Source organism: Mycobacterium sp. NPDC050441, assembly GCF_040655355.1.
GTDB lineage: Bacteria > Actinomycetota > Actinomycetes > Mycobacteriales > Mycobacteriaceae > Mycobacterium.
This window is the reverse complement of record NZ_JBFAJS010000012.1, coordinates 1-25,696: the sequence shown is the minus strand read 5'-3', so window position 1 is coordinate 25,696 and position 25,696 is coordinate 1. Positions and strand designations below refer to the sequence as shown.

Below are 25,696 nucleotides of genomic sequence, written 5' to 3'. Positions count from 1 at the left end.
GGCTATCCGCCTGCCACCGCGGGCAGGATCGTCACCGAGTCGCCGTCGGCGATGGTGGTGTCCAGTCCGCCGGAGAACCGCACGTCCTCGTCGTTGACGTAGATGTTGACGAAGCGGTGCAGCTTGCCGTCATCGACGAGCCGGGTGGAGATCCCGGAGTAGTTGGCCTCCAGATCGCTGATCACCGCCGCCAACGTGTCGCCGGACGCACTGACGCGTTTCTGCCCGCCGGTGTGCGGGCGCAGGATCGTCGGGATCGAAACGGTTACTGCCATGTCAAAGCCTTTCTAATACTGCTCAACGATGTCGATGGGTTCCTCCGTGACGACACCGTCGATGATGCGGTAGCTGCGCAGTTCATGCTCGTCGGGGTCGCGGGTGGACACCAATATGTAGTGGGCGTCGGGTTCGGAGGCCAACGAAATGTCGGTGCGGCTCGGGTAGGCCTCGGTCGCGGTGTGTGAGTGATAGATGACGACGGGCACTTCGTCGGCGTCGTCCATGGCGCGCCACACCTTGAGCTGCTCGCCCGAATCGAACCGGTAGAACGTCGGCGAACGCTCGGCGTTGGCCATCGCGACGAAGCGTTCGGGCCGATCGGAGCCCTCCGGCCCGGCGATCACCCCGCACGCCTCGTCAGGATGGTCGGCGCGGGCGTGCGCCACCATGGCCTCGACGAGATCCCGGCGGATCACCAGCACTTGATCACTCCTATCGCACTTCCTTCCCGGAGAACGCTCCGGGCAACATGTCACGGTAGGTCGGTATTCCGGCCACCGGCTCGGCAGCCAGCAGCCCGACCAGCACGGCGCGGGCCAGCACGTCAGCCGCGGCCGCCCCGACCCTGGTCACGAGCGCCGTCTCCGGCGACATCGCCATCGGGGTCTTTTCGTCCGGCTCGACGGTCACCGCGCCGGTCGCCAGCGCAAACACCGTATCGCCATCGATCGGGGTGTGACACGGCTGGATGGTCCGGGCCAGCCCGTCGTGGGCGGCGACGGCCACCCGGCGGCACCCGGCCGGGCTCAGCGCAGCGTCGGTGGCGACCACCGCAATCGTGGTGTTCAACGGACTCAACCCGGTGTGATGGTCGGCGTAGGCGGCGAGCTGGTCGGCAGGCGGGGCGGTCAGCCCGAACTCCTGGATCAGCGCAGCCATCCAGGGCAGGCCGGTGGCCGGGTCGACCACGTCACCGGCGGCGTTGAGCACAACCAGGGCACCTACGGTCACCCCGCAGTCGAGCGTCACCGACGCGGTGCCGACGCCGCCCTTGAGCACTCCGGCCCGCGCGCCGACCCCGCCGCCCACGGTGCCGAGCGCGAACTCGGTGGACGCTGCCGCGGCTGCCGTATAGCCGAATTCGGCGGTCGGCCGGTTCGCCCAGGCGCCCACCGGTAGATCGAAGATCACCGCGGCGGGCACGATCGGCACCACGCCGCCGTCCATCGCCACTCCGCGGCCCTGCTCCTCCAACCAGGTCATCACGCCGTCGGCGGCGGCCAGGCCGTAGGCGCTGCCGCCGGTCAGTACCACGGCGTCGACATGGCGCACGGTGTTGATCGGGTCGAGCAGGTCGGTCTCGCGGGTACCGGGCGCGCCGCCCCGTCCGTCGACGGCACCGACGGTCCCCGGCGGGGTCAGCACGACCGTCGAGCCTGATGCCCATCCCGAGCCCAATGACACATCGGGGTCGATGCGGTGATGGTGGCCGACCAGGATGCCGCCGACGTCGGTGATCGAACCCATCAGGTCTATCTCCCCATCAGGCCCAGGACGAGGTACTCCTGAAGCACGGTCAGCCACTGGTAGACGTCCACGTGTCCGGCCATCGGATCCTCGGCGGGCAGCTGCTCGGGGCCCTGCGAGCCGATGTCGAGCATGGTGCCCAGCGCCAGCCGGATGTCGTTGACCGATGCGGCCCACGCCTCGGCATCGTCCTGCGTCAGCTCGAACTTTCCGCCGCCGTCCGGAATGGTGTCCAACAAACGTTGGGCCGCTTCGCGTTTGGCGTCGATGATGGCCGGCTCATGCAGTCCGCGCAGTGCGCTGTTGAGACTCTCGGCGGTGCCCGAACCGGCGGGATGCTCGGTCTGGGGCCGATAGAAATCCGGGAGCAGACGCTTCATCGTGGCGTCCTCGGGCGGCTGCGGATTGCCGGTCTTCATACCGGTGATCATCTCGAGTTCGTCTGTGGGCCCGGATGATCCGCGTTCGTCGAGCATCCCGAGCATCGAGGCGCCCAGGCTGGACAACAACGCGGCCTCGTGGCCCTCCAATGCCGAGCGGAACCGCAGACCGTCAGCGGTCTCGACCCGTTTCCATTTGCGCACAGTCGATCAGCGGTCCTGTTGCATGGTGGCCCACAGCCCCGCGGCGTGCAGTTTGGACACATCGGTTTCCATCGACTCGCGGCTGCCCGCCGACACCACTGCCTTGCCTTCGTTGTGCACCTGCAGCATGAGTTTGGTGGCGTGCGGCTCGGTGTATCCGAACAGTTTCTGGAACACGTAAGTGACATAGTTCATCAGGTTGACCGGATCGTCCCAGACGATGGTCACCCACGGGCTTTCGGTCGCCGCGGCTTCCTCGACGCTGCGCTCCTCGCGGGTCCCCGGTCGGGCCTTCGCCGGTGTAACCATGGGCCCACAATACCGGCAGGCGGCCCGCGATATTGAAGCAGCTGCGAACAGCTACGGTTGCTGGTGTGACCGTCGCGTTGCTCACCGACAAGTACGAGCTGACGATGCTCGCCGCCGCACTGCGCGATGGCACGGCGCACCGCCGCACCACGTTCGAAGTCTTCGCCCGCCGGCTGCCCGAAGGGCGCCGCTACGGCGTGGTCGCCGGCACCGGACGGTTTGTGGAAACGTTGGCGCAGTTCAGCTTCTCTCCGGAGGAATTGACCGAACTCTCCGAGTTCCTCGACTCCGCGACACTGGATTTCCTGGCGAGCTACCGGTTCAACGGTGACGTCGACGGCTACGCCGAAGGTGAGCTCTATTTCCCGGGTTCGCCGGTACTTTCGGTCCACGGAACTTTCGCCGAGTGCGTGGTGCTCGAGACCCTCGTGCTGTCAATCCTGAACCACGACACCGCGATCGCCTCGGCAGCGGCCCGGATGACCAGCGCCGCTCACGGCCGGCCGATGATCGAGATGGGCTCACGGCGTACCCACGAGTTGGCCGCCGTGGCCGCGGCGCGAGCGGCCTACCTCGCCGGGTTCACCGGTTCGTCCAATCTGGCCGCCCAGCAGCGCTACGGCGTACCCGCGCTGGGTACCGCGGCACACGCCTACACCCTGCTACACACCACCGAGTCCGGCCCCGACGAACAGGCGGCGTTCCGCGGCCAGGTGGCGGCGCTGGGCATCGATACCACCCTGCTGGTGGACACCTATGACATCACCGCCGGCGTGGCCAACGCGATCGCGGCCGCCGGCCCGCAGCTGGGCGCCGTCCGCATCGACTCGGGCGATCTCGGGGTACTGGCCCGCCAGGTGCGCCAGCAGCTCGACGGCCTGGGCGCCACCGGAACCCAGATCGTGGTCTCCGGTGATCTCGACGAGTTCGCCATCGCCGCCCTGCGCGCCGAGCCCGTCGACAGCTACGGCGTCGGTACCTCGGTGGTCACCGGATCGGGCGCACCGACCGCGGGCATGGTCTACAAGCTGGTCGAGGTCGACGGGATCCCGGTGGCCAAACGCAGCAGCCGCAAGGAATCCCACGGTGGTCGCAAGCAGGCCCTCCGGCTGGCCAAGGCCTCGGGCACGATCGTCGAGGAAGTGGTCCACCCGTACGGCCAGGCTCCGTCGGAGCCCTCGGGGCTCACCGCACGCCGGCTCACGGTGCCACTGGTCACCGGCGGCGTCCCCGCCGAAGGACACCACCCCATCACCGACCTGACCACCGCGCGCGAGCGGGTGGCCGCGGGACTGCACAGCCTGCCGTGGGACGGCCTCAAACTGTCCCGTGGCGAGCCGGCCATCCCCACCCGGGTCGTGGCGTCGGCCCAGATTCGTTAGTCACGCACCGTGCCCCCTACTTCGAAGCCGACTGGAACCAAGCCATCCCGCGAGGCGGCCAATGTGGTGACCAATCTCCTCAAGATCGCCGTGAAAGGGCTCGGCGGCGCCAGCCGCCCGGGCCAGGTCCAGATGGCCGAGGCAGTCGCGAACTCCTTCGAGTCCGGTGAACACCTGGCCGTACAGGCCGGGACCGGCACCGGCAAATCACTGGCGTACCTGGTGCCGTCGATCGCCCGGGCGCTGCAGACCGAGCAACCGGTGGTCGTCTCGACGGCCACCATCGCCCTGCAGCGTCAGCTCGTCGACCGGGACCTGCCCCGGCTGGTTAACTCGCTGGCCGATGCACTGCCCCGCAAGCCCACTTTCGCGCTACTCAAGGGGCGCGGAAATTATCTGTGCCTCAACAAGATTCACAACGGGGCCGAAGAACCGGGCGACCGTCCGCAGGATGAACTGTTCTCCCCCATGGCGGTCAGTGCGATGGGCCGCGATGTGCAACGGCTGACGGAATGGTCCTCGGACACCGAGACCGGCGATCGGGACGAGGTGACCCCCGGCGTGCCGGACCGATCGTGGTCACAGGTCAGTGTCTCGGCACGCGAATGTATCGGGGTGTCGCGCTGCCAGTTCGGTACCGAATGTTTCGCCGAGCGGGCGCGCGAGAAGGCCGGGGCCGCCGACGTCGTCGTCACCAATCACGCACTGCTGGCCATCGACGCGCTCTCCGATTTCTCGGTGCTGCCCGAGTACGAGTTGCTGGTGGTCGACGAGGCCCACGAACTGGCCGACCGGGTGACCGGGGTGGCCACCGCCGAATTGTCGGCGACCTCCATGGCCGTGGCGCACCGCAAGATGTCCCGTTTGGTGGATGACGAACTGGCGCAACGGTTCGAGGCTGCGGTCGCGACGTTGTCGTCGCTGCTGCACGAACTCGACGCCGGCCGCATCGATGTGCTCGACGAGGAATTGGCCACCTACCTGACCGCATTGCGCGACGCCGCCAATGCGGCGCGCACAGCCATCGACACCACACCCAGCGACCCGCAGGCCGCCTCGGCCCGCACCGAAGCCGTCACCGCGCTGGGCGACGTCAGCGACACCGCGACCCGGATTCTCACCTCGTTCGTCCCAGCCATCCCCGACCGCGTCGACGTGGTGTGGGTGGAACAGTCCGACGGGCCGGGCGCCGCAAACGCCACTGGCGGCAACACCGCAGCCCCCCGGCCCGGGCGCAGCCTGCTGCGGGTGGCACCGATGTCGGTGTCGGGCCTGTTGCGCACCAGGCTGTTCGCCAATACGACCGCGGTACTGACCTCGGCGACACTGACCCTCGGTGGCAACTTCGACGCGATGGCGCGCAACTGGGGGCTGGGCGGCTTCTCCGATGACGGCGAGTCTGCCAAACCTGGTTGGCGCGGCATCGATGTCGGATCACCTTTCGACCATGCCAAGTCCGCAATCCTCTATGTTGCCAAGCATTTACCGCCTCCCGGGCGGGACGGCACCGACACCCGGACACTGGATGAGATCGAAGGCCTGATCACCGCAGCCGGTGGGCGCACCCTTGGCCTGTTCTCGTCGATGCGCGCAGCCAAGGCCGCCGCCGAGGTCATGCGCGGGCGGCTGTCCACCCCGGTCCTGTGCCAGGGTGAGGACACCACTTCGGCTCTGGTGCAAAAGTTCTCCGATGATCCGGAGACATCGCTGTTCGGCACTCTGTCGCTGTGGCAGGGCGTGGACGTACCCGGACCATCGCTGTCGCTGGTACTGATCGACCGGATTCCGTTCCCCCGCCCCGACGATCCGTTGTTGACCGCCCGGCAACGGGCGATCAGCGCACACGGCGGCAACGGCTTCATGGCGATCGCCGCGAACCATGCCGCGCTGCTACTCGCTCAGGGCACCGGCCGGCTACTGCGCCACACCGACGACCGCGGCGTCATCGCGGTCCTGGACTCCCGGCTGGCGACCGCCCGCTACGGCGGTTACCTGCGTTCGTCGTTGCCGCCCTTTTGGTCCACCACCGACCCCGACCGGGTGCGTCAGTCGCTGAAGCGGCTGCGCGGCGCAGGCTGATATCGCAACCTGGGCTCGCTCGGTTAACTAGTGTGTGCGGCAAATACCCGCGCGGACGGTGGTGGCCGCCGAGTGCACCGGAAGGCGGCAGAATGAGCCGACGCACCCTGTTCGGCATCGCTTTTGCGGTGTGCACGGTGTTGCCGCTGGCCGCCTGCTCATCTCTGGTGAGCGGCACGCCGGTGTCGGTGTTCAGCGATCCCTTCTCGGTTGCCGGCATGCCCGCCACCGAGGGTTCGAGCGGTTTGCGCCCCGATGCCGAGAAGCCCACGCGCAAGGTCACCCACACTGACGGAGGCAAGAGCGACAACCTCGCTGCCAGTGCCGTCAGTGACCTTGAGCAGTTCTGGTCGGACGCGTACTCCGAGGCATTCCACGGTGAGTTCCAGCCGGTGCGCGCGCTGATCTCCTGGGATGCCGAAAGTTTCGACGGCCGGTTCTGCGGGATGGAGACCTACGGGCTGGTCAATGCCGCGTTCTGCAAACCGGATCGGACGATCGGCTGGGACCGGGGCGTGCTGATACCCAGGCTGCGCCAGCAGAACGGCGACATGGGTGCCGTGATGGTGCTCGCGCACGAGTACGGCCATGCGATCCAGCAGCAGGCCGGACTGGTCAACCGCAAGACGCCCACCCTGGTCGCCGAACAGCAGGCCGACTGCCTGGCGGGCACGTACATGCGATGGGTGGCCCAGGGCGATTCCCCGCGGTTCACGCTCAGCACTGCCGACGGGCTCAGCAAGCTGCTGGCCGCTGTGATCGCATTCCGGGATCCCCTGCTCACCGAGGCCGAAGCCCAGGTCGGGATCGACGAGCACGGGTCGGCGTTCGAACGGGTGTCGGCGTTCCAGTTCGGCTTCACCGAAGGTCCGGCGGCGTGTGCCGCGATCGACATCAAGGAGATCAATCAGCGGCGCGGCGAACTCCCCGTTCTGCTGCCCGAGGACCAGAGCGGCGATCTGGACATCACCGAACACTGGGTCCGCTCGATGGTCGACGCACTCAACATCCTTTTCAAGCCGGCCAGTCCCCCGCAGCTGAATTTCCGGCCCGACGCCGCGGCGGACTGTCCGAGTGCGCGGCCCAGCCCTCCGGTGTCCTACTGCCCTGACGACAACACCATCGTGATCGACCTGGCTGAGCTGCAACTGCTGGCCGAACCGCCGGACGAATTCGGCGGCGGCGGCCTGGCCGGCGGTGACAACACCGCATTTTCGGTGCTGATCTCGCGCTACATGGTGGCGCTGCAGCACGCCCGCGGCCTCGTGCTCGACAACGCCGAGGCGGCGCTGCGCACCGCCTGCCTGACCGGGGTGGCGACAGCCAAGATGATCAAGCCGGTGACCGTACCCAACGGTGACACCATCCTGCTGACCGCAGGCGACGTCGACGAGGCGGTATCGGGCATCCTCACCAACGGGCTGGCGGCCAGTGACGTCAACGGAGAGTCGGTTCCCTCGGGGTTCGCCCGCATCGATGCGTTCCGGGTCGGCATTCTCGGTGACGAGCAACGCTGCCTGAAACGCTTCGCGTGACGGCTCAGACCACCTTCGTGGTGCCGTACCAGGCGAGTACTGCCTCGGATTCGTCGGTCGAACGGGTCAGCACCGCATAGGACCTGATGAACGACTGGCCCACGCAGCCATCGATCTTCACCCGGAAGTTGCTGATCATCACCCACGGTTCGGTGCCCTTGAATTCCTTCTTCGCCACCGGGATGAGGTTGATGATGCCGGGTTTGAGACCGATCGTGATGCCGCCGCCGAGGTTCGCACCGGCGCCCGGCAGGATGCCCTCGGGCCAGGGTGAAGCCACATCGGTGCCGAGTAGCCCGATCGAGGTGTTGATGCCGGCGGTGCCGGTCAACGAGACACCGTTGGACGTGCTCATGTCGATCCCGCAACCGATCTGGTAGCCGGCCTCGAGTTTGCCCTGCGGCTCGTCACCGCCGCCGGGTCCGGCCATGGCACCGCGATAAGTTCCGCCGACGATGTATTCGCGGGACGAAATCGCTGTGGTCAGCGGTGGCGCCGCGGCCTGGGTCTCGTCACTGGCCGACACCGTCAGGTTCCAGCCGTCCGGGGTCTTGAGGGTGGCCGGTGCGGTCGACTCGACCAGATCGGCGGCGGCCGGTTCACCCGGCGCCGGCACCACGTCGGCGACCACCTCGATTTCGGGGGCGACGACGGGGTCGGCCCACGCCGGGGCAACCGAAGCCGCGCAGGCGAGAGACACCGCGGTGAGCAGTCCCAACGAGCGAATCAACACAGGCGGCCTCTCATTACAGCTCCCCGCGGGAACGTATGGCCTATCTACTTACCCGACCGGCGCCGGGCACCGGCACTCAGGTGGGCATTTTCAGGACGAATCCACACTCCAGCGCCACCCAGCAGGCGCCGTCGGGACCGATCGCCAACCCGTGCGGTTCACTGCCCGACGGCAGGTCGATGGTCACCACGTCACCGTCTCCGCTGATCCGGGCGATCTGGTCGGCGCCCCACAGACTGACCCACACTCCGTCGGTCGGGTCGGCGACCACCGCGTGCGGTTTGCCCGGCAGGTCAAGCTCCTGGATCGTATCGTGGACCGGGATTCTGCCGACCTTGTCCGCGCGGATCTCGGTGAACCACACCGCATCATCATGGGTGGCCGCGATACCGACCGGACCGGCTGCGGCAGTGGGCAGTTCGCGCACCGTGAGGGCTCCGTCGACCGTCAGCCGGCCCACCGCGCCGGTCTCGTTGAGGGTGAACCACAACGCGCCGTCCGGCCCCTTGGTGATCATCGACGGCATCCCGCCGACCGCGGCCTGGCTGCTGATCTCACCATCGACGCCGATCCGGCCGATCTCGCCCGACGACATCGTGGTGAACCACATCGCGTCGTCGGGGCCCGCGGTGATCCCGAACGGCGCACTGCCCTCGGGTAATTCGAACGAACTCAACTCACCCGCCGTCGTGATCCGGCCGATGCGGTCATCACCGGAGCGGGTGAACCACAGCGCCCCATCCGGTCCGGGCGCGATGATCGACGGACGCGAGCATTCTCCGACCGGGTACGTGCTGACCTCGCCGGCGGCCGAGACCCGGGCCACGGCGCCACTGTGCACCAGGGTCACCCACATCGCGCCGTCGCTTCCGGCTGCCAGCGCGTACGGTCCGCCGTCGAGCTGAACTTTGAGCGCTCTACTCAAGCCAGCGCCACCAAGCCCAACTCGTTGTCAGCCGTCAGCAACCGATGGTGCGGCAGCACCCGGACGGTGTAGCCCACCGGCCCGGCCACCGGCAGCGGCGTGCTGGTCGAGAACACCTCGGTCCCGCCGTCGGCCGAACCGGCGTGCGTCATCGGCACGGTCACCGGATTCACGATCACGTCCCCGGCGTCCACCCGGCCCAGCACGGCCTGCACCGTGACCTCGTCGGGCCGCAGTCCGGCGAGCTGCACCGTGGCGGTCAGCGTCAACTGCGACCCCAACAGCGGTGTGTCGGGCAATCCGTAGCTGTCCACATCGCTGATCTGGATCTTCGGCCACGCATCCTCGGCACGCCGCCGGTACTCGGCCAGTTCCCGGGCTGCACCGAACGGCTCACCAGAGGTGGCCTCGACGGTCGCACGCAGTGACAGGGCCGCCGGCACGTAGTACTTCTCGGTGTAGTCCCGCACCATGCGTGAGGCCAGCACCTTCGGCCCCAGAACCTGCAGTGTGTGGCGCACCATCTCGACCCAGCGGGTCGGGACACCCTGGTCGTCGCGCTCGTAGAACTTGGGCGTGACCGCATGCTCGAGCAGGTCGTACAGGGCGGCGGCCTCCAGATCGTCGCGGCGGGCCTCGTCGTCCACCCCGTCGGCGGTCGGGATCTCCCATCCGTTCTCGCCGTCGTACCACTCATCCCACCAGCCGTCCCTGATGGACAGGTTCAGCCCGCCGTTGAGCGCGCTCTTCATGCCCGACGTGCCGCACGCCTCCAACGGCCGCAGCGGATTGTTGAGCCAGACGTCGCAGCCCCAGTACAGAAACCGGGCCATCGACATGTCGTAATCGGGCAGGAACGCGATGCGATGGCGCACCTCCGGACGGTCGGCGAACCGCACGATCTGTTGGATCAGCGCCTTGCCGCCATCGTCGGCCGGATGCGACTTGCCGGCCACGATCAGCTGCACCGGCCGTTTCTCGTCGAGCAGCAATTTCTCCAGCCGCTCCGGGTCGCGCAACATCAGCGTCAAGCGCTTGTAGGTCGGCACCCGCCGGGCGAATCCGACGGTCAGCACCGACGGGTCGAAAGCCGTTGCGATCCAGCCGAGTTCGGCGTCGGACGCGCCGCGTTCCAGCCAGGAACGGCGTAACCGGTCGCGGACGTCGGCGATCAGCGTCTCCCGCAACTGCGATCGGATCCACCACATGTGGCCCGGGTCGACCTCCTGCAGGCGTTCCCACACCGCCGGCTCGGCGGCCTCAGAACCGATCAGCTCGCGGCCCAGGGCCAACCACTGCGGCGCCGCCCAGGTCGGTGCATGCACGCCGTTGGTGATCGAGCCGATCGGCACCTCGGCGCGGTCGAATCCCGGCCACAGGTCGTTGAACATGGTCCGGCTGACCCGTCCGTGCAGCAGCGACACCCCGTTGGCCCGCTGTGCCAGCCGCAGACCCATGTGCGCCATGTTGAACTTCGACGGATCGTCCTCGGCACCGAACGCGACAACCCGCTCCAGGGGAACCCCGGGCAGCAGACGACTGTCGGGCGGTCCGCTCCATTGATGCTCTTCGCGCGAGCGCTCATCGGCTGGACTGCCGAAGTAGCGTCTGATCATCTCGACCGGGAACCGGTCGATCCCGGCGGGCACCGGGGTGTGGGTGGTGAACACCGTGGAGGAACGCACCACCGTCAATGCGGTGTCGAAATCCAGCCCCGCCGCGACCAGTTCGCGGATACGTTCCACGCCGAGGAAGCCGGCGTGGCCCTCGTTCATGTGGAAAACCTCAGGGGCAGGAAGGTTTTCGATCTCGGAGAACGCGCGGATCGCGCGGACTCCGCCGATACCCGCCAGGATCTCCTGTTTGATCCGGTGCTCCTGGTCGCCGCCGTAGAGCCGGTCGGTGACCCCGCGCAGGTCGTGCTCGTTCTCCGGCACGTCGGAATCGAGCAGGAGCAGCGGAATCCGGCCAACCTGGGCTACCCAGACCCGGGCCCGCAGTTCACGGGCGTCCGGCAACGCCAACTCCACCAGTACCGGAGCCCCGGACGCGTCGGTGAGCAGACGCAACGGCAGCCCTTGCGGGTCCAGCGACGGGTAGGTCTCGTGCTGCCACCCGTCGGCGGTCAGGGACTGCCGGAAGTACCCCGAGCGGTAGTACAGACCCACCGCGATCAACGGCAGCCCCAGATCCGATGCGGATTTCAGATGGTCACCCGCCAGGATGCCCAGACCGCCCGAATAGTTGGGCAGCACCTCGGCGACACCGAACTCCATCGAGAAGTAGGCGATGCCCTTCGGCATCGCGACCCCGTCGTCGATCTGCTGCTGGTACCACAGCGGACGGCTCAGATAGTTGTCCAGGTCCGCGGCCAACTCGTCGAGCCGGCCCAGGAACGATTCGTCGCCGGCCAGTTCGTCGAGTCGTTGCGGACTGACCGCCCCCAGCAACGCGACGGGGTCACCGTTGGTCTGCTGCCACAGCTCGGAATCGAGCACGGCAAACAGATCCTGGGTGGGCTTGTGCCACGACCAGCGCAGGTTGATCGACAGCCGTTCCAGCGCCGCCAACCGCTCGGGAAGGTGCGCGCGGACGGTGAACCTTCTGAGGGCTTTCACGCGACCCAACCTTACTGACAATTCCGTTTCGTGCAGCGATGAGCGATACCCGTGCAGATGCCGTTCAGGCCGCGCTTAACGCCCGCGAGATTGGGCAGCCCACTACGGTGGGTATCAGACGCGACAAGGCGAGTGAACGAGAGACAGCCGCTTGACCGAGACGACGTGAGGAGTGGATGGGTGGCCGGTCGTATCGGAATCGACGATGTCGCGCCTGTGATCTTCGGCGGACAGTTCCCCGCAAAAGCCGTCGTCGGCGAGGTGGTGCCGGTAAGAGCCACGGTCTGGCGCGAAGGCCATGACGCGGTCGCGGCCACATTGGTGGTGCGGTATCTCGGTACGGATTACCCGCGGCTGGCCACCGGACCCGGCACCGCGGCAGTGCCCGTGTCGATCGACACCGGGTTGCCCACCAACCCTGGGGTGCGTCCTTCACAACGCATCAAGCCGCAGACCCTGCCCATGTCCACCGGACACACCCCCGATGTCTTCCACGGCCAGTTCACGCCCGACACCGTCGGCCTGTGGACCTACCGGGTCGACGGCTGGGGCGATCCGCTGGCGACCTGGCGGCATTCGGTCGAAGCCAAACTCGGCGCAGGTCAGAGCGAGGCCGAGTTGTCCAACGACCTTCTGGTCGGGGCACATCTGATCGAGCGTGCTGCCGCCGGGGTGCCCCGCAAACTGCGCGATCCGCTGATCGAGGCCGCCGCGGCACTGCGCACCCCCGGTGACCCGTTCCGGCGCGCGGGGGTCGCCCTGTCCGAAGAGGTCACCGAACTGCTCGACCAGTACCCGCTACGCGAGTTGGTCACGCGCGGTGAGCAATACGGTGTCTGGGTGGACCGGCCACTGGCCAGGTTCTCCTCGTGGTACGAGATGTTCCCGCGGTCCACGGGTGGTTGGGACAAGGCCGGGCATCCGGTGCACGGGACATTCGCCACCGCAGCCGAGCAACTTCCCCGGATCGCCCGCATGGGTTTCAACATCGTCTATCTGCCGCCCATACATCCGATCGGAAAGGTGCATCGCAAGGGACCCAACAACGCGGTCACCGCCGCACCGGACGACGTCGGATCACCCTGGGCCATCGGCAGCGACGAGGGCGGCCACGACGCCGTGCATCCCGCACTCGGCACGATCGACGACTTCGATGCCTTCGTGGCCGCCGCCCGCAAGCAGGGCGTCGAGGTGGCGCTGGATCTGGCGCTGCAGTGCGCGCCCGATCATCCCTGGGCCGCAGCGCATCCGGAGTGGTTCACCGTGCTGCCCGACGGCACCATCGCGTATGCGGAGAATCCGCCCAAGAAGTACCAGGACATCTACCCGCTCAACTTCGACAATGATCCCGCCGGCCTGTACCGCGAGGTGCTGCGGGTCGTTCGGTTCTGGATCTCGCACGGTGTCAAGGTCTTTCGTGTGGACAACCCGCACACCAAACCGCCGAACTTCTGGGTCTGGCTGATCTCCGAGGTCAAGAACGAGGACCCGGACGTCCTGTTCCTGTCCGAGGCGTTCACCCGGCCGGCCCGGCTCTACGGGTTGGCCAAACGCGGTTTCACCCAGTCCTACAGTTATTTCACCTGGCGCACCAACAAGTGGGAACTCACCGAGTTCGGCAACGAGATCACCGCGAACGCCGACAGCGCTCGGCCGAGCCTGTGGGTCAACACCCCCGACATCCTCCACGAGTCACTGCAGCACGGTGGTCCCGGCATGTTCGCGATACGCGCGGTGCTGGCCGCGACCATGAGCCCGTCGTGGGGCATGTATTCGGGCTTCGAACTTTTCGAGCACCGAGCCGTCCGAGAGGGCAGCGAGGAGTACCTGGACTCCGAGAAATACGAGCTGCGACCCCGCGACTTCGCCGCGGCGGTGGCCGAAGGCCGTTCGCTCGAACCGTTCGTGTCCCGCCTCAACGAGATCCGGCGCCTGCACCCGGCCCTGCGCCAGCTTCGCACCCTCACCTTCCACCATGTCGACAACGACGCACTACTCGCCTACAGCAAGTTCGACCCGATCACCGGAGACACCGTGCTCATCGTGGTCACGCTCAACCCGTTCGGCCCGGAAGAAGCCATGTTGTGGTTGAACATGGAGGCACTGGGTATGGAATCGCATGACCGGTTCTGGGTACGTGACGAGATCACCGGCGAGGAATACCAATGGGGACAGTCGAATTACGTTCGCATCGATCCCGCCAAGGCGGTGGCGCATGTGCTGAACATGCCACTCGTACCCTATGAGCAACGACTGGGCTTGCTACGCAGGGAATGAGAACAAGATGACAAGAAGCAACCACCTCACCGACAGACATCTGCGGCCCGACCCATCAGACATCCAGCGGCTGCTGATCGGCCAGCACCACGACCCGCATTCGGTGCTGGGCGCCCACGAGTACAACGGCCGGACCGTGATCCGGGCCTTCCGCCCACACGCCGCCAAGGTCGTGGCGGTGATCGGCGGTGACCGATTCCCCATGCAGCACATCGACTCCGGACTTTTCGCGGTGGCCGTTCCGTTCACCAAACTGGCCGACTACCGCCTGGAGATCGGCTATCCCGGCGCCGACGAAACGATCTTCACCCACACCACCGCCGATGCCTACCGCTTCCTGCCCACGCTCGGCGAACTCGACCTGCACCTGTTCTCCGAGGGCCGCCACGAACGCCTGTGGGAGATCCTGGGCGCACATCGGCGCAGCTTCAGCACCCCCGACGGGCTCGTCCAGGGCGTGTCGTTCGCAGTGTGGGCACCGAACGCCAAGGGCGTCAGCGTGATCGGTGACTTCAATCACTGGGACGGCAACGAGGCGCAGATGCGGGCTCTGGGCTCGTCGGGGGTCTGGGAACTGTTCTGGCCAGGGTTTCCTCCCGACGGTCTGTACAAGTTCCGCATCCACGGCGCGGGCGGCATCACCGCCGACCGTGCCGACCCGATGGCATTCGCCACCGAGGTGCCGCCGCAAACCGCATCCCGGGTCACTGCCAGCTCCTACACCTGGGCCGACGGCAAGTGGATGACCCGGCGCGCCGCACAGAATCCGGTGTTCGAACCGATGAGCACCTACGAGGTGCACCTGATGTCCTGGCGTCCCGGGCTCAGTTACCGGCAGCTGGCCACCGAGCTCACCGAATACGTTGTGGAACAGGGTTTCACCCACGTCGAACTGCTCCCGGTGGCGGAGCATCCATTCGGTGGATCGTGGGGCTATCAGGTCACGTCCTACTACGCACCGACCTCCCGGTTGGGAACCCCTGACGACTTCCGGTACCTGGTGGATTCACTGCACCGCGCCGGGATCGGGGTCATCGTCGACTGGGTCCCGGCCCATTTCCCCAAAGACGCCTGGGCCCTTGGCCGCTTCGACGGCACCCCGCTCTACGAGCATTCCGACCCGCGCCGCGGTGAGCAGCTTGACTGGGGCACTTACGTTTTCGACTTCGGCCGGCCCGAGGTGCGCAACTTCCTGGTCGCCAACGCGCTGTATTGGCTGCAGGAGTACCACGTCGACGGCCTGCGAGTGGACGCCGTCGCCTCGATGCTCTACCTCGACTACTCCCGCCCCGAGGGCGGCTGGACGCCCAACATCCACGGTGGCCGGGAGAACCTGGAGGCCGTCCAGTTCCTGCAGGAGATGAACGCCACCGTGCACAAGGTGACCCCGGGAATCGTCACCATCGCCGAGGAGTCGACCTCCTGGCCCGGTGTGACCCGACCGACCAGCCTTGGCGGCCTTGGGTTCTCGATGAAGTGGAACATGGGCTGGATGAACGACACCCTCGACTACGTCAGCCATGACCCGGTGCATCGCAGCTATCACCATCACGAGATGACGTTCTCGATGCTGTACGCCTTCAGTGAGAACTACGTGTTGCCGATCAGTCACGACGAGGTCGTACACGGCAAGGGCACGCTGTGGAGCCGGATGCCCGGCGACGACCACGCCAAGGCCGCCGGCCTGCGCAGCCTGCTGGCCTATCAGTGGGCCCACCCGGGTAAGCAACTGTTGTTCATGGGCCAGGAATTCGGCCAGCGGGCCGAGTGGTCAGAGGAACGCGGGCTGGACTGGTTCCAACTCGACGAGCAGGGCTTCTCCGGCGGCGTGCAACGGTTGGTGCGCGATCTCAACGGGATCTACCGCCGTCACCCGGCATTGTGGAGCCGCGACACCAGCCCCGAGGGCTACTCGTGGATCGATGCGAACGACTCGGCCAACAACGTGCTGAGCTTCCTGCGGTTCGGTGCCGACGGTTCGGTGCTGGCCTGCGTGGTCAACTTCGCCGGCAGTGAGCACAGCGAGTACCGGCTGGGCCTACCGCATGCCGGCGACTGGCAGGAGGTGCTCAACACCGACGCGACCATCTACAACGGGTCGGGCATCGGGAACTTCGGTGCGGTGCAGGCCACCGACGAGCCGTGGCACGGCCGCCCGGCCTCGGCGGTCATGGTGCTGCCGCCGCTGGCGATGCTGTGGTTCGAGCCCGCCTGACGCGTTCTAGTACAGCGCGTTGGCCAGATTGCGGCGGCCCGCGACGACCTCGGGATCAGCCGGGTCGAACAGGTCGAACAACTCGATGAGCCGGGTCCGCACCGCGGTCCGGTCGTCGCCCGCCGTGCGCTTGACCAATGCGATCAGCCGATCGAAGGCCGCCGACACGTTTTGAGCCAGAATCTCGGCGTCCGCAGCGGCGAATGCCGCCTCGATGTCGTCAGGAGCGGCGTCGGCAGCGGCGACCGCATCGGGGCGCTGCGCGCTGGCCCGCTGCAGGAACGCGATCTGCCGGACCGCGCCCTTGGCCTCGGAGTGATTGGGCTGGGCATCGAGAATCGCCTGGTAGGCAGCTGCTGCGGCGTCGAAGTCGCCTTCGTCCAGGTATGCCCTGGCCGCGGCCAGCTCGGGATCGACCTGCTCGGGCTCATCGTCACCGTCACCGTCACCGGATCCGGTCAACTTGCCCGCCGTTGCCTCAAGCAGTGAATCGACCCAGCGACGCAGTTCGTCTGCCGGTTGCGAGCCCTGGAAGCTGGCGATCGGCTGGCCTCCGGCCAGTGCAACGACGGTGGGCACGCCCTGGATGCCGAACATCTGCGCCACCCGCGGGGTGGTGTCGACGTTGACCAGCGCCAGTGACCACTTGCCATTGTCGGCGGCGGCCAGGCCCGCGAGGGCATCCCCCAGCGCGGCACTGGAATCGCTGCGTGGCGACCACAGCAGCACCACCACCGGTACCTGGCCCGAGCGGACCAGCACCTCGGCTTCGAAGTTGGCTTCGTTGACCTCGGTGACGTTCGGGCCGCCGGGCGCGCTGGGGCCGCCGCCGGAGCCGCCCGCCGTGGGCCGCTGCTTGAGTGCCGAGAGGTCAACCGCGCCGGCCAGCGCCGGCCCGACAGAAGGTCGTGGACGTGTCACGCCATCAAGTCTGTCACGTCGTTTCCGCGGCAGGCCCGCCCGGTTGCGTCACCAGCGCCGGAGCTTCGCCCGATTCGATCCGGGCGGTCCGGTCAGCCCACATGACAAAGATCACACTGCCCAATGGCACGATGCTGGCCAGCAACGCCAGAATCCAGGTGCCGATGTCCCATTTACGGGCCACACCGACCAGCACGGCCGCGACCACGAACGCGATGAAAACACCGCCGTGGACCGGGCCGAACACCTTCACACCGATCTCGGTGCGCGGACTACCCAGGTACTTGAAGTACATGCCGACCAGCAGTCCGGCCCAGCTCACCGCCTCGGCGAAGGCGATGAGCCGGAACCAGCCGGCAATCGTGCGCAGGTCGAAGGAGCGTGTCATGGCCGCCATTGTGCCGGAGCGGACGGCCAGCTACTACGCCGTGTCGTTTTTGAGTCGCCGGTTAGCTGTCAGCGACGCAGGATCAGGGCATCACCCTGGCCACCGGCACCACACAGCGCGGCCACCGCGTAGCCGGACCCCTTACGGGCCAGTTCCAGCGCCGCATGCAGCGTGATGCGCGCACCGGACATCCCGATCGGGTGGCCGATGGCGATCGCGCCGCCGTTGACGTTCACCTTGGAGGCGATGGACGCCTCGTCCAGCCCCAATTCGCGGGCCGAGGCCAGCGACACCGCGGCAAACGCCTCGTTGATCTCGAGGACGTCCAGCTGATCGACGCTGATGCCCTCCCGCTCGACCGCCTTCTTGATCGCGTTGGCGGGCTGGCTCTGCAGCGTGGAGTCCGGGCCGGCCACCACACCGTGCGCACCGATCTCACACAGCCAGTCCAGGCCCAGCTCCTGCGCCTTGGCCTTGCTCATCACCACAACCGCGGCCGCACCGTCAGAGATCTGCGACGACGAGCCGGCCGTGATGGTGCCGTCCTTGCGGAAGGCCGGACGCAGGCCGCCCAGCGATTCGGCCGTCGTGTTGGCCCGGATGCCCTCGTCCTCGGCGAACTCGATCGGGTCGCCCTTGCGCTGTGGGATCGACACCGGCACCACCTCGTCGGCGTACACCCCGTCCTTCCACGCCGCGGCGGCCTTCTGGTGCGACTGGGCGGCAAACTCGTCCTGCTCGGCGCGGGTGAACTTGTCGACGTCGTTGCGCTGCTCGGTGAGCGCGCCCATCGGCTGATCGGTGAACACATCGTGCAGACCGTCGTAGGCCAGGTGGTCGACCAGCGTCGCATCGCCGTACTTGTAGCCCTCACGGCTCTTGGGCAGCAGGTGCGGGGCCTGGCTCATCGACTCCTGACCACCTGCGACGACGACCTCGAACTCACCGGCCCGGATGAGCTGATCGGCGAGTGCGATCGCGTCGATGCCCGACAGGCACATCTTGTTGATGGTCAGCGCGGGCACGTCCCAGCCGATGCCGGCGGCCACCGCGGACTGGCGGGCGGGCATCTGGCCGGCTCCTGCGGTCAGCACCTGGCCCATGATCACGTAGTCGACCAGCGAAGCGTCTACCTTCGCCTTCTCCAGGGCACCGCGAATCGCGACCGCGCCCAGGTCACTGCCGGAAAAATCCTTCAGCGAGCCCATCAACCTGCCGACCGGAGTACGCGCTCCAGCAACGATCACCGACGTGCGAGTTTCCGCAGTCATTTCCTACCTCCAAGGCCTGGTTTCCAAAGCTGTGTGGGCGATCACACATACGCAAACGTTCAGGTAGAGGTTACCGTTACGTTATGACCGCCGATCAGGTTGATGCCCGTCCACTGCTCGCAAGCGCGCTGGTGACGGCGATCGATCACGTCGGCATCGCGGTCGCCGATCTGGACGCCACCGCCAAGTGGTACCACGACAACCTCGGCATGATCGTCCTGCACGAGGAGATCAACGAGGAGCAGGGCGTCCGCGAGGCGATGCTCTCGGTCCGCGGCGCGCCCAAGGGCAGTGCCCAGATCCAGCTTCTGGCCCCGTTGAACGAGAAGTCGACGATCGCCAAGTTCATCGACACCCGCGGCCCCGGCCTGCAGCAGCTGGCCTACCGGACCAGCGACATCGATGCCCTGTCCGAGCGGCTGCGCAGCAACGGCGTGCGGCTGCTCTACGACGCCCCCCGCAAGGGCACGGCGAACTCGCGCATCAACTTCGTCCACCCCAAGGACGCTGGCGGCGTGCTGATCGAGCTGGTCGAACCCGCCACCGACGAGCACTGACCGCTCAGGACCACTTTCTCGTCGGGCCGCGGTTGGCCCGGTTCGCCCAGCAGGCGGTATGCCAATGCCTGCGGTCATCAACATCACCGACGTCGATCGGCAGCACCACCACATGCGCGGTGGCCACACGAATCTCGTGGTCACATCCGGGGCATCGATAGACCTTCACCGCACGCGACGCGGCGACCACCCGCACCTCGTAGTCGTAACCGTCGGGCCCCGTCTCGACGCGACGCGATGGCGGCAAGGGCGCCAACCGCCGGTGCTCACGGGGCCGGCGACGCATCAGAACAGCCGATATTCGTCGCTGTCCATGCCCCGCATCTGGTCATAATCCAAAGTCACGCAACGGATTCCACGATCAGTAGCCAGGGTTCGGGCCTGCGGCTTGATCTGCTGGGCGGCGAACACGCCCGCCACCGGGGCCAGCACGGTATCGCGGTTGAGCAGGTCGAGGTAACGCGTGAGCTGCTCCACGCCGTCGATCTCCCCGCGTCGTTTGATCTCCACGGCCACCGAGCGGCCCAGCTCGTCGCGGCACATCAGATCCACCGGGCCGATCGCGGTCGGGTACTCACGGCGCACCAGCGTGTAGCCGGCCCCCAGGAGCTCGACGTGTTCGGCCAGCAGCACCTGCAAGTGCGCCTCCACGCCGTCCTTCACCAGACCGGGATCGACACCGAGTTCGTGGCTGGAGTCATGCTCGACGTCCTCGACCGTGATGCGCAACTGCTCACCGGCCTTGTTCTCGACCACCCACACCTGCACGCCATCGTTGTCATCCTCGGTGAGCCAGCACGGCGGGCTCATCCAGTTCAGCGGCTTGTAGGCGCGATCATCGGCATGGACACTGATCGAACCGTCGGACTTGAACAACAACAGCCGGCGGGCCGAAGGAAGGTGGGCGGTAAGCCGCCCGACATAGTCGACGGTGCACTGGGCAATCACGAGGCGCACCCGATCCACCTTAAGGGCACATGCGACGAACTAGGCTGACGCCACAATGAACTCCGACAAATCGCTGGCACGACGGCTGGGCCGCGTCCTTGAGGGTGTCACCCGCCAGAACAGCCGGATCCCGATCACCCCGGAATACGGATCGTGGGTGCTGGGCCGGGTATCGGAGAGCCAGCGCCGGCGCAGAGTGCGCATCCAGGTCATCCTCACGACATTCGTGATCCTGGTGAACCTGCTCGGTATCGGCATCTCGATGATCATCGTCACCCTGTTGTTCCCAGCGCCGGATGTGTTCGATCCGCAGGTCCGCTGGATCACCTTCATCGTGGCCCCCATCTACATGGCCACGGCATTGATCGTCGGGGTGTTCTGGGCTACGACCCGGGTGATCGACAATGTGCGCTGGGCCATCGAAGAACGCCCACCCACGATCGCCGACCAACGGAACACGTTCTTCGCCCCGTTCCGGCTCACCCGCGTTCTGCTCGTCCTGTGGGGGCTCGGCGCCGCCCTCCTGACCACGCTCTTCGGACTCGTCGACACCAATTACATTCCGAAGTTCCTGCTGGGCATCACCTTTCCCGGCATCGTGGTGTCGGTCAGCTGCCATTTGTTCACCGAGTTCGCACTGCGGCCGGTTGCCGCGCAGGCGCTGGAGGCCGGCCCGCCGCCGGTTCGGCTGGCTCCGGGCATCATGGGGCGCACCATGGTGGTGTGGGCACTCAGCTCGGGCGTGCCCATCATCGGCATCATGCTGGCCGCGATGTTCGCGTTGACGCTCAACAACCTCACCGCAACCCAATTCGCCTATGCCGTCATCGGTCTCGGCTCGTTCGCATTGATCTTCGGCTTCCTGCTGATGTGGATCCTGTCCTATCTGACCGCAACCCCGATCCGAGTGGTGCGTGCGGCCCTCAATCGCGTCGAACAAGGTGATCTCGACACCAATCTGGTGGTGTTCGACGGCACCGAACTCGGCCAGCTGCAACGCGGATTCAACTCGATGGTGCACGGCCTGCGCGAGCGCGAGCGGGTTCGCGATCTGTTCGGCCGTCACGTCGGCCGCGAGGTCGCCGCCCTGGCCGAACAGGAGAAGCCCGTCCTCGGCGGCGAGGAACGCCACGCCGCAGTGATTTTCGTCGACGTCATCGGCTCGACGCAGCTGGTGACCACGCGGCCCGCGGTCGAGGTGGTCGATCTGCTCAACCGGTTCTTCGCAGTCATCGTCGACGAGGTCGACAATCATCGCGGGCTGGTCAACAAATTCGAGGGCGATGCGATCCTCGCGGTGTTCGGTGCGCCGGTCTCACTGCCCAACGCCGAAGACGAAGCCCTGGGAGCCGCACGGGCGATCGCGCGGCGGCTGGGTACCGAGGTGCCCGAGCTCGAGGCAGGCATCGGGGTCGCGGCAGGGCAGGTGGTGGCGGGCAACGTCGGCGCCAAGCAACGATTCGAGTACACCGTGATCGGAGAACCGGTCAACGAAGCCGCGCGGCTGTGTGACTTCTCCAAGCAGGTGCCCGGGCACCTGGTGGCCTCATCTGACACGATTGCCAACGCGTCCGAAACCGAAAGGGCCCGTTGGTCGCTGGGTGAATCGGTGACGCTGCGGGGCCTGGCCGAGCCAACCCGGGTGGCCGTTCCGGCCTAACCGGCGCCTGACAGTCGCGCCGCGTCAACCGCCTCGTCGAGAGTACGGAACACGATCGCGTCGTAGTCGTCACGCCGGTCCGCGGGCACCACGCGACCGTCGGGGTCGACGAGGTAGGCCTCCTTGCCTGCGGCGGCCAGGCCGGCCCGCATTCCGGTCAGCATGCCGCGCGCGGCATCGTTGATGTCATCGACCCGGGTGACATCCAGCACGGCCACGTCGTAGCCACCGCGGTCGCGCTCGACGGTCCGCAGCACCTGCTCAGCCCCGGCGAACAACAGATCCCCCTGGACCTCGTAGATCCGGATGCCCCGGCCTGCATCGAACACCGCCCGGAGCGTCGACGACGACTCACGGGTGACGCTGAGGAAGTGCAATCCCAGCTGCGAGGACAGGTTTCGGCACACCTGTACGCCCCGCACACTGTTACCGCGGGCATCCAGACGTGGCGAGTAGACGCCGATGCCGAGTTGGCCGGGCAGCACCGCCACGATGCCGCCACCGACCCCACTCTTGGCGGGCATGCCCACAGCACTGACCCAATCGCCTGTCGCGTCGTACATCCCGCAGGTCACCATCACACTGAGGGTGCGGCGAACCACGTTCGCGTCGATCACCCGTCTGCCGGTCAACGGATTGAGCCCGCCCCGCGCCAACGTGGCGGCCATGCGAGCCAGGTCGGTACTGGTCACCTTGACCGAACACTGCCGGAAGTAGACGTCCAGCACCTCGTCCGGATCACCGTTGAGCACACCGAAACTGGCCAGCATGTAGGCGATGGCCCGATTCCGGTTACCGGTGGCCTTCTCCGAGGCGTACACATTCATGTCGATCTCGAGCCGTCTACCCGCACATGCCGAGTAGAACTCGTGGATGCGGTCGAACTGCTCGTCGGGGCCCGTTCCGGGGATCAGCGAAACCGCCGCAATCGCACCGGCGTTGATCATCGGGTTCTTCGGCGTCTTGGTGACATCGTCGACGCTGATTTAGTTGAACGCTTCACCGGAGGGTTCGACGCCGATCCTGGCGTCGACAGCATCCTGGCCGATCTCATCCAGCACCAAGGCATAGGTGAACGGCTTCGAAATGGACTGGATGGTGAATTCGATTGCAGCATCGCCAGATTCGTAGACATAGCCGTCCGAGGAAGACAAGCTCAGCCCGAAACCCTCGGGATCGACGTTGGCGAGTTCGGGGATGTAATCGGCCAGGGCGCCGTCACGCACGTCGATCTGCTCGGCACGAATCCGGTCCAGGTAGTGCTGCACCAGCTCGGCCACAGGTCGGAGTCTAGCCGCGAGCCAACTATCACGACCATGTCGTTTTTCCGCTAGTGAAGCGTCGGATGGCGTGCCATCGTGGAACACATGCACGAAGATTTCGACCGCTGTTACCGGGCAGTCCAGTCCAAGGACGCACGGTTCGACGGTTGGTTCGTCACCGCCGTACTCACCACGGGCATCTACTGCCGCCCCAGCTGCCCGGTGCGCCCACCATTTGCCCGGAACATGCGGTTCTATCCGACTGCCGCGGCGGCCCAGGCAGCCGGGTTTCGGGCGTGCAAACGGTGCCGTCCTGACGCGTCCCCCGGTTCCCCGGAATGGAATGTGCGTGGCGACATCGTCGCGCGATGCATGCGGCTCATCGCCGACGGCACCGTAGACCGCGAAGGGGTGGCAGGTCTGGCCGCCCGCGTCGGCTACACCACCCGGCAACTACAACGCATCATGCAGGCCGAGTTGGGGGCCAATCCCCTGGCGCTGGCCCGGGCACAACGCACGCAGACAGCGCGGGTTCTGATCGAAACCACCGAGCTGCCGTTCGCGGACGTCGCATTCGCCGCCGGATTCGCCAGTATCCGGCAGTTCAACGACACCGTGCGTGCGGTGTGCGATCTGACACCCACCCAGCTTCGGCAACGGGCCCGGAGCCGATTCACCACCGAGGTTTCCGCCGCTCCCGGCGTTCTGTCATTACGGCTGCCGGTACGGACCCCGTTCTCCTACGAGGGGTTGTTCGGTCATTTGGCCGCCAGTGCCGTACCGGGGTTGGAAGAGGTGCGCGAAGGGCAGTTCCGGCGCACCCTGCGGCTGCCGCACGGCCATGGTGTGGTCGGTCTGACACCGCAGCCCGACCATGTCCGGTGCCAGTTGGTGCTCGACGACTTCCGTGACCTGTCGGCCGCCATCGCGCGGTGCCGCCGGTTGTTGGACCTCGACGCCGATCCTGAGGCGGTGGTGGACGCGCTCCAGGCCGATCCGGGGCTCGCCGCGGTGGTGGCCAAGGCGCCGGGGCAGCGCATCCCCCGCACTGTCGACGAAGCCGAACTCGCGCTGCGGGTGGTGATCGGCCAACAGGTGTCGATCAAAGCGGCAAGCACACACGTCGGTCGCCTGGTCGCCGGCTACGGAACGCCGATCTCCGACGAGGCCGGCGGGCTGACGCACGTGTTTCCCGGCATCAATGATCTGGATGGGTTGGACCCCAGCCATCTCGCGATGCCGGCATCCAGGAAGCGGACGGTCACAGCGCTGGTGGCGGCGATCGCGGACGGGGATCTGATCCTCGATCCCGGATCCGACTGGGAGCGGGCCCGCGAACAGCTCCTTGCGCTTCCCGGCGTCGGCCCGTGGACCACGGAGGTCGTCGCCATGCGCGGCCTCGGTGATCCAGATGCCTTCCCCGCCACCGATCTCGGCGTGCGCGCCGCCGCCGACCATCTGGGCCTGACGCCGGACGGGCTCGTCGAACACAGCAGCAGATGGCGACCATGGCGCGCGTATGCGACGCAACACCTCTGGACCACACTGGACCACGCGGTGAACGAATGGCCCCCGCACGATCGACAGGAGAAGTCATGACGACACTGCACTACCGCACGATGGACAGCCCGGTCGGTCTCCTCACGCTGGCCGGCCGCGATGGAAAACTCATGCACCTACGGATGGTCGATCAGACGTATGAACCGAGCCGCGATGGCTGGGAGTGCGACGAGACTGCCTTCTCGGACGCCGTCGGCCAACTGACCGACTATTTCGCCGGCGACCGTACCGAATTCGACCTCGAGCTCGACATGGTGGGGACCCAGTTTCAACGCCGCGTGTGGGAGGCCCTGCTGACCATTCCTTACGGCGAGACCTGCTCATACGGTGAGATCGCCCGTCAGATCGGCTCACCGGCCGCCTCTCGAGCGGTCGGCCTGGCCAATGGGCACAATCCGATCGGCATCATCGTGCCGTGTCACCGAGTGATCGGTGCGAATGGCAGCCTCACCGGATACGGCGGCGGCCTCGACCGCAAACGGGCGCTGTTGGAATTGGAGAAAAGCCGCGCAACGCCGGCTCTTTTCAATTGAGATTGAGTTAGGGACGTTTCCAATTCTGAATAGGAATTGCAAACGTCCTTACATACAAAAATGCCCGAGCCCCCCAATCGAAATTGGGGGGCTCGGGACTTAATTTGTGTTCGGCGGTGTCCTACTTTTCCACCCGACAGGGTAGTATCATCGGCGCTGGCAGGCTTAGCTTCCGGGTTCGGGATGGGACCGG

22 protein-coding genes, 1 rRNA gene and 1 pseudogene are annotated in these 25,696 nt (G+C 66.7%); 9 read left to right on the top strand and 15 right to left on the bottom strand.

Annotated features, from left to right (window positions below):
* Positions 1-2: 2 nt before the first annotated feature.
* Genes AB0I14_RS28410 through clpS form a run of 5 tightly spaced genes read right to left on the bottom strand, consistent with a single transcriptional unit; the run spans position 3 to position 2,639 of the window.
* The gene (locus AB0I14_RS28410) at positions 3-275 is read right to left on the bottom strand and encodes a MoaD/ThiS family protein (RefSeq protein WP_358029130.1); all 273 of its coding nucleotides are present in this window, start codon (positions 273-275) and stop codon (positions 3-5) included.
* A gap of 12 nt (positions 276-287) precedes the next feature.
* Positions 288-701 (bottom strand): M67 family metallopeptidase, encoded by a 414-nt coding sequence (locus AB0I14_RS28405; RefSeq protein WP_358029128.1) that lies wholly within the window; start codon positions 699-701, stop codon positions 288-290.
* Positions 702-711: 10 nt separating this feature from the next.
* Entirely contained in the window at positions 712-1,746 is a 1,035-nt protein-coding gene (locus tag AB0I14_RS28400; protein WP_358029126.1) for a P1 family peptidase, read from the bottom strand.
* 5 nt (positions 1,747-1,751) lie between these two features.
* A complete protein-coding gene (locus AB0I14_RS28395) occupies positions 1,752-2,330 on the bottom strand; it encodes a DUF2017 domain-containing protein (protein WP_358029124.1) in 579 nt (192 codons plus the stop codon).
* Positions 2,331-2,336: 6 nt separating this feature from the next.
* A complete protein-coding gene (clpS, locus tag AB0I14_RS28390) occupies positions 2,337-2,639 on the bottom strand; it encodes an ATP-dependent Clp protease adapter ClpS (RefSeq protein ID WP_358029123.1) in 303 nt (100 codons plus the stop codon).
* A gap of 65 nt (positions 2,640-2,704) precedes the next feature.
* Between clpS and AB0I14_RS28385 the strand changes: the two genes are divergently transcribed.
* From AB0I14_RS28385 to AB0I14_RS28375, 3 genes are all read left to right on the top strand, one after another.
* Positions 2,705-4,021 carry a nicotinate phosphoribosyltransferase gene (locus AB0I14_RS28385; protein ID WP_358029121.1) on the top strand — a complete coding sequence of 439 codons (1,317 nt, stop codon included), beginning with the start codon at positions 2,705-2,707 and terminating at the stop codon, positions 4,019-4,021.
* 9 nt (positions 4,022-4,030) lie between these two features.
* A complete protein-coding gene (locus AB0I14_RS28380; protein ID WP_358029119.1) occupies positions 4,031-6,100 on the top strand; it encodes an ATP-dependent DNA helicase in 2,070 nt (689 codons plus the stop codon).
* 92 nt (positions 6,101-6,192) lie between these two features.
* Complete coding sequence (locus AB0I14_RS28375) at positions 6,193-7,635, top strand: neutral zinc metallopeptidase (protein ID WP_358029116.1); 1,443 nt, start codon at positions 6,193-6,195, stop codon at positions 7,633-7,635.
* Positions 7,636-7,639: 4 nt separating this feature from the next.
* Here the strand turns inward: AB0I14_RS28375 and AB0I14_RS28370 are convergent, their stop codons facing one another.
* From AB0I14_RS28370 to AB0I14_RS28360, 3 genes are all read right to left on the bottom strand, one after another.
* A complete protein-coding gene (locus tag AB0I14_RS28370) occupies positions 7,640-8,368 on the bottom strand; it encodes an MspA family porin (protein ID WP_358029113.1) in 729 nt (242 codons plus the stop codon).
* Between the two features lie 76 nt (positions 8,369-8,444).
* Entirely contained in the window at positions 8,445-9,224 is a 780-nt protein-coding gene (locus AB0I14_RS28365) for a virginiamycin B lyase (RefSeq protein WP_358029448.1), read from the bottom strand.
* Between the two features lie 65 nt (positions 9,225-9,289).
* The gene (locus AB0I14_RS28360; protein WP_358029110.1) at positions 9,290-11,911 is read right to left on the bottom strand and encodes a glycosyltransferase family 1 protein; all 2,622 of its coding nucleotides are present in this window, start codon (positions 11,909-11,911) and stop codon (positions 9,290-9,292) included.
* Between the two features lie 180 nt (positions 11,912-12,091).
* Here AB0I14_RS28360 and AB0I14_RS28355 point away from each other — a divergent pair, with 180 nt between their 5' ends.
* A complete protein-coding gene (locus AB0I14_RS28355) occupies positions 12,092-14,188 on the top strand; it encodes an alpha-1,4-glucan--maltose-1-phosphate maltosyltransferase (protein ID WP_358029107.1) in 2,097 nt (698 codons plus the stop codon).
* Between the two features lie 7 nt (positions 14,189-14,195).
* The gene (gene glgB, locus AB0I14_RS28350) at positions 14,196-16,403 is read left to right on the top strand and encodes a 1,4-alpha-glucan branching protein GlgB (protein WP_358029104.1); all 2,208 of its coding nucleotides are present in this window, start codon (positions 14,196-14,198) and stop codon (positions 16,401-16,403) included.
* Between the two features lie 6 nt (positions 16,404-16,409).
* On the opposite strand, the gene AB0I14_RS28345 is transcribed toward glgB, so the two are convergent.
* The 3 genes from AB0I14_RS28345 to AB0I14_RS28335 are packed head-to-tail and all read right to left on the bottom strand — an operon-like array spanning position 16,410 to position 18,983.
* A complete protein-coding gene (locus AB0I14_RS28345; protein ID WP_358029101.1) occupies positions 16,410-17,324 on the bottom strand; it encodes a tetratricopeptide repeat protein in 915 nt (304 codons plus the stop codon).
* A gap of 13 nt (positions 17,325-17,337) precedes the next feature.
* Positions 17,338-17,721, bottom strand: a complete 384-nt coding sequence (locus AB0I14_RS28340) for a DUF3817 domain-containing protein (RefSeq protein ID WP_358029098.1) — start codon at positions 17,719-17,721, stop codon at positions 17,338-17,340.
* Between the two features lie 59 nt (positions 17,722-17,780).
* Positions 17,781-18,983: an acetyl-CoA C-acetyltransferase gene (locus AB0I14_RS28335; RefSeq protein ID WP_358029095.1), complete on the bottom strand. Its 1,203-nt coding sequence runs from the start codon at positions 18,981-18,983 to the stop codon at positions 17,781-17,783.
* 83 nt (positions 18,984-19,066) lie between these two features.
* Here AB0I14_RS28335 and mce point away from each other — a divergent pair, with 83 nt between their 5' ends.
* Positions 19,067-19,540 carry a methylmalonyl-CoA epimerase gene (mce, locus tag AB0I14_RS28330; RefSeq protein ID WP_358029093.1) on the top strand — a complete coding sequence of 158 codons (474 nt, stop codon included), beginning with the start codon at positions 19,067-19,069 and terminating at the stop codon, positions 19,538-19,540.
* 4 nt (positions 19,541-19,544) lie between these two features.
* Here the strand turns inward: mce and AB0I14_RS28325 are convergent, their stop codons facing one another.
* Together AB0I14_RS28325 and nucS are read right to left on the bottom strand one after the other, a co-directional pair.
* Entirely contained in the window at positions 19,545-19,826 is a 282-nt protein-coding gene (locus AB0I14_RS28325) for a hypothetical protein (protein ID WP_358029090.1), read from the bottom strand.
* A complete protein-coding gene (nucS, locus tag AB0I14_RS28320; RefSeq protein WP_358029087.1) occupies positions 19,826-20,497 on the bottom strand; it encodes an endonuclease NucS in 672 nt (223 codons plus the stop codon). Before nucS ends, AB0I14_RS28325 begins: the two co-directional genes overlap by 1 nt.
* 46 nt (positions 20,498-20,543) lie before the next feature.
* On the opposite strand from nucS, the gene AB0I14_RS28315 reads away from it, so the two are divergent.
* Positions 20,544-22,148 (top strand): adenylate/guanylate cyclase domain-containing protein, encoded by a 1,605-nt coding sequence (locus AB0I14_RS28315; RefSeq protein WP_358029084.1) that lies wholly within the window; start codon positions 20,544-20,546, stop codon positions 22,146-22,148.
* Here the strand turns inward: AB0I14_RS28315 and glsA are convergent.
* Positions 22,145-23,428, bottom strand: a pseudogene (gene glsA / locus AB0I14_RS28310) (glutaminase A). The gene AB0I14_RS28315 and the pseudogene glsA overlap by 4 nt on opposite strands.
* An 87-nt stretch (positions 23,429-23,515) precedes the next feature.
* Here glsA and AB0I14_RS28305 point away from each other — a divergent pair.
* Both AB0I14_RS28305 and AB0I14_RS28300 read left to right on the top strand, forming a co-directional pair.
* Positions 23,516-25,009, top strand: coding sequence for a DNA-3-methyladenine glycosylase 2 family protein (locus tag AB0I14_RS28305; RefSeq protein ID WP_358029081.1), 1,494 nt, complete (start codon positions 23,516-23,518; stop codon positions 25,007-25,009).
* Positions 25,006-25,503 (top strand): methylated-DNA--[protein]-cysteine S-methyltransferase, encoded by a 498-nt coding sequence (locus AB0I14_RS28300; protein ID WP_358029078.1) that lies wholly within the window; start codon positions 25,006-25,008, stop codon positions 25,501-25,503. The genes AB0I14_RS28305 and AB0I14_RS28300 overlap by 4 nt, the downstream gene beginning before the upstream one ends.
* A 108-nt stretch (positions 25,504-25,611) precedes the next feature.
* Here the strand turns inward: AB0I14_RS28300 and rrf are convergent.
* Positions 25,612-25,696 (bottom strand): 5S ribosomal RNA (rrf, locus tag AB0I14_RS28295); the annotation flags it as partial.

Excerpts from the sequence above, each read along its gene's own strand:
- AB0I14_RS28305 (WP_358029081.1), top strand. The coding sequence starts at position 23,516 with ATGCACGAAGATTTCGACCGCTGTTACCGGGCAGTCCAGTCCAAGGAC.
- AB0I14_RS28375 (WP_358029116.1), top strand. The coding sequence starts at position 6,193 with ATGAGCCGACGCACCCTGTTCGGCATCGCTTTTGCGGTGTGCACGGTG.
- AB0I14_RS28400 (WP_358029126.1), bottom strand. The coding sequence starts at position 1,746 with ATGGGTTCGATCACCGACGTCGGCGGCATCCTGGTCGGCCACCATCAC.
- clpS (WP_358029123.1), bottom strand. The coding sequence starts at position 2,639 with ATGGTTACACCGGCGAAGGCCCGACCGGGGACCCGCGAGGAGCGCAGC.
- AB0I14_RS28335 (WP_358029095.1), bottom strand. The coding sequence starts at position 18,983 with ATGACTGCGGAAACTCGCACGTCGGTGATCGTTGCTGGAGCGCGTACT.
- AB0I14_RS28315 (WP_358029084.1), top strand. The coding sequence starts at position 20,544 with ATGAACTCCGACAAATCGCTGGCACGACGGCTGGGCCGCGTCCTTGAG.
- AB0I14_RS28300 (WP_358029078.1), top strand. The coding sequence starts at position 25,006 with ATGACGACACTGCACTACCGCACGATGGACAGCCCGGTCGGTCTCCTC.
- AB0I14_RS28365 (WP_358029448.1), bottom strand. The coding sequence starts at position 9,224 with ATGTGGGTGACCCTGGTGCACAGTGGCGCCGTGGCCCGGGTCTCGGCC.
- AB0I14_RS28325 (WP_358029090.1), bottom strand. The coding sequence starts at position 19,826 with ATGCGTCGCCGGCCCCGTGAGCACCGGCGGTTGGCGCCCTTGCCGCCA.
- AB0I14_RS28410 (WP_358029130.1), bottom strand. The coding sequence starts at position 275 with ATGGCAGTAACCGTTTCGATCCCGACGATCCTGCGCCCGCACACCGGC.
- AB0I14_RS28340 (WP_358029098.1), bottom strand. The coding sequence starts at position 17,721 with ATGGCGGCCATGACACGCTCCTTCGACCTGCGCACGATTGCCGGCTGG.
- glgB (WP_358029104.1), top strand. The coding sequence starts at position 14,196 with ATGACAAGAAGCAACCACCTCACCGACAGACATCTGCGGCCCGACCCA.
- mce (WP_358029093.1), top strand. The coding sequence starts at position 19,067 with ATGACCGCCGATCAGGTTGATGCCCGTCCACTGCTCGCAAGCGCGCTG.